The 3,070-nt window shown below is 56.4% G+C and carries 4 protein-coding genes; all 4 read right to left on the reverse strand.

All coding sequences use genetic code 11. The features are described 5' to 3' along the window. Positions 1-124 precede the first annotated feature (124 nt). Complete coding sequence (hepT, locus tag ACR3FF_RS26515; RefSeq protein WP_458191074.1) at positions 125-556, reverse strand: type VII toxin-antitoxin system HepT family RNase toxin; 432 nt, start codon at positions 554-556, stop codon at positions 125-127. Then, positions 557-991, reverse strand: a complete 435-nt coding sequence (gene mntA / locus ACR3FF_RS26520) for a type VII toxin-antitoxin system MntA family adenylyltransferase antitoxin (RefSeq protein ID WP_435158939.1) — start codon at positions 989-991, stop codon at positions 557-559. It abuts the gene before it with no gap. A gap of 206 nt (positions 992-1,197) precedes the next feature. Next, positions 1,198-1,752: a dihydrofolate reductase family protein gene (locus ACR3FF_RS26525; protein ID WP_458191075.1), complete on the reverse strand. Its 555-nt coding sequence runs from the start codon at positions 1,750-1,752 to the stop codon at positions 1,198-1,200. A 357-nt stretch (positions 1,753-2,109) separates the two neighbouring features. Further along, on the reverse strand, positions 2,110-2,556 hold the full coding sequence (locus ACR3FF_RS26530) for a VOC family protein (RefSeq protein ID WP_458191076.1): 447 nt from the start codon (positions 2,554-2,556) through the stop codon (positions 2,110-2,112). Positions 2,557-3,070 lie beyond the last annotated feature (514 nt).

Raw genomic sequence — 3,070 nt, forward strand, 5'->3', positions numbered from 1 at the left:
CTCTCCGTCATCATCTATATCAGGCCGCCAACTATGTGAACCATGCCGCATCTTACAGCCTCGGTTCGTCAGCTGCGGCGTTAGCACTTGTGGGTAAGAGACAGGACTTCAGTCGTGGGAGTAGTCACGTACTGTGCTGTTGCTGGAACCACTGTGCCAACTCCTGTTGAAACCGCTCAAACCACTGGAGGTCGTCTTGAAGGACGTCAAATACGACCTCCTGATCAACGTCACCGTAACGATAGGCGAGGATATTTCGAAACCCAACTGCTTCTTCCATCTTTACCTGTGTCTCACTCGTGATGACCCCTGCCTCACCAAGGGCCTGTATCTCTTGCTTTGCGGTTTCACTCTCTGCGAGATCCTCTGTGGCACGGATGTGCTGGGCAAGATCGATACACGCTTGGATGAGGTTCATCAGCGTTCGCTCGACTGCCCGCTGTCTTATCATATCGGTCAGATACTGGTCTCGTGACTGTCCACGCATCTGCCGCAAATCGTCGGTGTATTGGTTGATGTATTGGAGCTTATCGACGAAAATCTCCTCATCGACCATCTATACGTCACCGCTCGCAAGACGGTTGATGAATTCCTGACGTTCCCGCTTTCGCTCATCGGCGGTTGCATCGTACTCTTGTTCGATTTCCGTTCGATAATCGTCTACGGCTGTTTCATCGCCGACGAGGAGTATTCCATCACGAACGGCTGAATGAACGACGTTCAATGGGAGCTGTTCGATGTCGCTTACGTCCACAAAGCCCTCGGCATATGCTTGGAGGTCAGCATCGATACGATTCCGTCGTTGAAACCGCTCACGGGCATCAAGCTGGTCTGGAAAGTGGAGTGCAATATCGACATCGGATGTCGGTGTGGCCGTCCCGCGTGCATGGGATCCAAATAGGAGGGCGAACGTGACTTCAGTCTGCGAAAGATAGGACTGGAGTCGAGTGACATCAATGCCGTCGATGTCCGTGTCGCTCGTCCGCTTCATGAGTTAGTGTTTGCGAGCGATGACTAATATACTTACGTTGGCTCCATCTCGGCCGAGTGCTAACGATGCAGAAGACGGGAAGGTGGATCTCTCCTGTAGGATCCCGTAAATAGAAGACGCGAACATGGTCTTCAGAATCAAACCGCACTCTCCTGACGGTGACTTCTCGGTCGATCTATTCCGCTGCCTAGTTAGGGGTGATTTGGTCATCGGAGGCTGTAGTCGATTAGGACGGAGCCGTCCTCGAAACGACGTGTCGTGTTGAGAGTGAGGTCGACCCGCGCTGCGTCGGGGAGGGCTCGGGTTCCCCCACCGACGATCGTCGGGACCAAGCGCAGCACATACCGGTCGACCAGACCTACCCGGATGGCCTCGGAAGCGAGACCGGCGCCACCGATGGACAGGTCGCGGTCAGCCTCGTCTTTCATGGCCTGTACCACTTCGGGGTCGAACGTTTGCTCCAGACGGGTCCGCGGTTCCAGCACGGTGTCCAGGGTAGTTGAGTAGACGACCTTGTCGGTATCCCCCCACGCCTCGGCGAACTCGCGTTCTACCTCGGAGAGGTCGTCGAGGGGAAAGGTGTCCCACACCCTCATCGTCTCATACATGCGTCGGCCGATAAGGGAGGTGTCGACCGATCGTTGGTGGTCGTTGAAGAAGGCATGCGCGTCCTCAGATGGCTCTGTCCAGTCGAAGTTGCCGTTCTCGTCGGCGATGTAGCCGTCGAGTGATGCGTTGATGAAGTAGATGAGGTTGGCCATGGAATCCTCTTGGTCGTCGTGTCTATTCAATATGGACGACAGAAGGGCCGGAAACTGATCAGACGGTCTGTATCTACAGACGGTTCAAGGCGAGTGCCTCGGGGTCGTTCGAAAATCGGAGATTTTCGTGATGACGAGAGACTCCGTCTCTCGAACCACTTGACCCCGAGGCGGTTCACTGAAACAGCCGTTAGATAGGTGTGCGTAGTTACTGCCAGATGGCGACTAACCGGGTTTCGGAACGGGTCGTCGCGGAAAAGACGCCTTTCCCGATTGGGGCCGACGACAAATCGCCGTGTTTCCCGGGGATACCCGGGCTCAAAACGGTAACCGCCAAGAGCATGGGGGGCTGACCCGCTAGGCTCCGTCAAGCTCCTCGGCCAATCCGACGATGATGCCTTCGGGGCCGCGCACATAGCAGAGGCGGTACTCGTCTTCGTACTGGGCGACTTCGTCCACGAGTTCGGCGCCGTGGGAGCGGAGGCGGTTAAGGACTTCATCGATGTCGTCGACGGCGAACATGATACGGCGGATCCCTAGGGTGTTCACCGCCGGTTCCTCGGATCCGTCGCGGGTGGCCTCGGGCGTGATGAATTTCGCGAGCTCAACGCGGCCGTGGCCGTCGGGGGTCCGCATCATGGCGATGTCGTTCTGGACGTTCTTGAGGCCCACAACGCGGTCCACCCACTCTCCCTCGACGCGCGTCTCGCCCTCCAACTGCATGCCGAGCTCCGCGAAGAACGCCTTTGCAGCTTCGAGGTCCTCGACCACGATGAGGACATTGTCCATTCGCTTGATTGCCATAGGCCGAGAGAACTAGGTGAGAGGTGCGCAAATAGGTTTTGCTGGCGGGGGAAACGTGGCGGGGTCGACGATTGCAAAGCGAACCGGTCCGCGGTCGAACTGCAAGGAACTCGGGTTGCTCTTTCTGTTGAGAAATCGGTGGGCGACTCGCAACTGGTCGTCAATTCCCTTCTTGGAGTTCGTTAACGATATTTTCCATTCGATCAACAAACGCTTCCGTTCGAGCATGAAGTGCGCTCACATCGAGATCCAGTGGTTCGTAGCCATAGTCGGCTTGCTCACGATAGTCCCACAACTCGGATAAAAATCGCCCGTCGTCTCGTGGAGCATCCCCTTCGAGGACGACCTCTTTGCCAAAGAGGGTTGAAACACCACGGTGAGAGGTGGGGTCGAAGCCATTCGTATTCGGTTAAGACGTAAAACCAGCATACAGTGCTGCATTCACCTCCTCAAGAAGCGTCTGGCGTGACGGAGCTGGTTGTCTCGCCTCTCGATACCACGTGTTCGGGAGATT

Source organism: Haladaptatus ordinarius, from assembly GCF_054177595.1.

What these genes read in the sequence shown, in the direction of transcription:
- hepT (WP_458191074.1), bottom strand. Translation starts at nt 556, where the DNA reads ATGGTCGATGAGGAGATTTTCGTCGATAAGCTCCAATACATCAACCAA.
- mntA (WP_435158939.1), bottom strand. Translation starts at nt 991, where the DNA reads ATGAAGCGGACGAGCGACACGGACATCGACGGCATTGATGTCACTCGA.
- ACR3FF_RS26525 (WP_458191075.1), bottom strand. Translation starts at nt 1,752, where the DNA reads ATGGCCAACCTCATCTACTTCATCAACGCATCACTCGACGGCTACATC.
- ACR3FF_RS26530 (WP_458191076.1), bottom strand. Translation starts at nt 2,556, where the DNA reads ATGGCAATCAAGCGAATGGACAATGTCCTCATCGTGGTCGAGGACCTC.